General features: G+C 64.5%; 2 protein-coding genes. Both read right to left on the reverse strand.

Features of this window, described 5'->3' with window-relative positions; genetic code table 11:
* A partial coding sequence (locus tag AHiyo1_RS15020) for an aconitase family protein (RefSeq protein ID WP_253257372.1) occupies nt 1–665 on the reverse strand: 665 nt, incomplete at its 3' end.
* A gap of 139 nt (nt 666–804) precedes the next feature.
* On the reverse strand, nt 805–1,664 hold an 860-nt coding region (locus tag AHiyo1_RS15025), incomplete at its 5' end, for a class I SAM-dependent RNA methyltransferase (protein ID WP_148667594.1).

The following is a 1,664-nucleotide window of genomic DNA, read 5'->3' on the forward strand; positions in this document are numbered from 1 at the left end:
CAGCCGAGCACGCCCAGGCCGTTGACCATGGTGGTGTGGGAGTCCGTGCCGACGCAGGTGTCCGGGTAGGCGCGGAGGACGCCGTCAACCTCGCGGGTCATGACGGTGCGTGCCAGGTATTCGATGTTGACTTGGTGGACGATGCCGGTTCCCGGGGGGACAACCTTGAAGTCGTCGAAAGCAGTCTGGCCCCAACGCAGGAACTGGTAACGCTCGCCGTTGCGCTGGTATTCGATCTCCATGTTGCGCTCAAGCGCGCCGGAGTTGCCGAAGGCATCGATCTGCACGGAGTGGTCGATGACCATCTCAGCCGGAGCCAGCGGGTTGACGCGCTTGGGGTCGCCGCCGAGGTCCTTGATGGCTTCACGCATGGTGGCAAGGTCAACCACACAGGGAACCCCGGTGAAGTCCTGCATGATGACTCGGGCCGGGGTGAACTGGATCTCGGTGTCTGGCTGGGCATCCGGGTCCCAGCCGGCCAGGGCGCGGACGTGGTCGGCCGTGATATTGGCGCCATCTTCCGTCCGCAGGAGGTTTTCAAGCAATACCTTAAGGCTGAACGGAAGGCTGTCTGCGCCCTCAACGGAGTTCAACCGGAAAATTTCATAATCGGTGCCGGCTACATTCAGTACGCCTTTGGAACCGAAGCTGTCCACAGTGCTCATGGCAGGACTCCTCTCGCAACAGCTTTCATCTTTGTCGCGTGGTTGACCGCTAGCTAGTTAGGCAAACCTAATCTGAGCGACTGCCGGCCGGTGGAGAAGTGAAGCGCGACGTAGGACTTCTCCCCCATCGTAGTGGCGCCTATGCCGCGGGCACCAGCAACGCAACGGTCTCCAGGTGGTGTGTGTGCGGATACAAGTCAAATGCCCGGAGGGATTCGAGGCGCCATCCGCCGTTCCGGAAGTACCCCAGATCACGCGCGAAGGAGGCCGGATCACACGACACATAGGCGATTGCGCGGGGCCCGGACTCGATGAGCTGGCTGACCACGGCCTTGCCGGCGCCGGCCCGCGGCGGGTCGATCACCAAGGCGTCGAAGCTCCGGGGTCGCTGCCGGAGGACACGTTCCACCCTGCCCTGGACAATATCCACCTGGGTCTCTCCGTGCAGGTTCTTGCGGGCATCGCGGCTGGTCCCGGGCGATCCTTCGACGGACAGCACCGAACCGGTGATCCCCACGGCATCCGCCAAGGGCGCCGTAAACAATCCGGCTCCCGCGTAAAGATCGGCGACGGCCGATCCCGGAAGGAGGTAGCCGCCGTCGTGCAGGAATCCCGTCACCGCCCCCACCAGGGTCCCGGGCGCGTCCTTGTGGATCTGCCAGAACCCTTCTCCCGTCACCCGGTATTCGTGGCCGGCAGCCGATTCCTGGACCCACGTCCTGCCGCGCAACTGCAGGACGTCTCCACCCACGGGGTCGAAGCTCGCCACTGAGACTTCTTGCGGGAGCTGGCCCAGGATCCGGTTGAGGCGCCGGGCGTCAGTACCCTCCTCCGGGGCGAGAAGGACGAGGGGACGCGATCCGTTGGCGGGCGCGGCCACTTCCACCCGCGAGATCCCCCGCAGATCGATGTCCCAAAGCCGCAACTCGTTGATGCCCGGCAGCGCCAAGGGCATCTCGTGGACTGGAATCACGACGTCGGAGCGGTGGGCATGCATCC

The sequence above is a fragment of the Arthrobacter sp. Hiyo1 genome (assembly GCF_001263615.2).
Classification (GTDB): Bacteria; Actinomycetota; Actinomycetes; order Actinomycetales; family Micrococcaceae; genus Arthrobacter.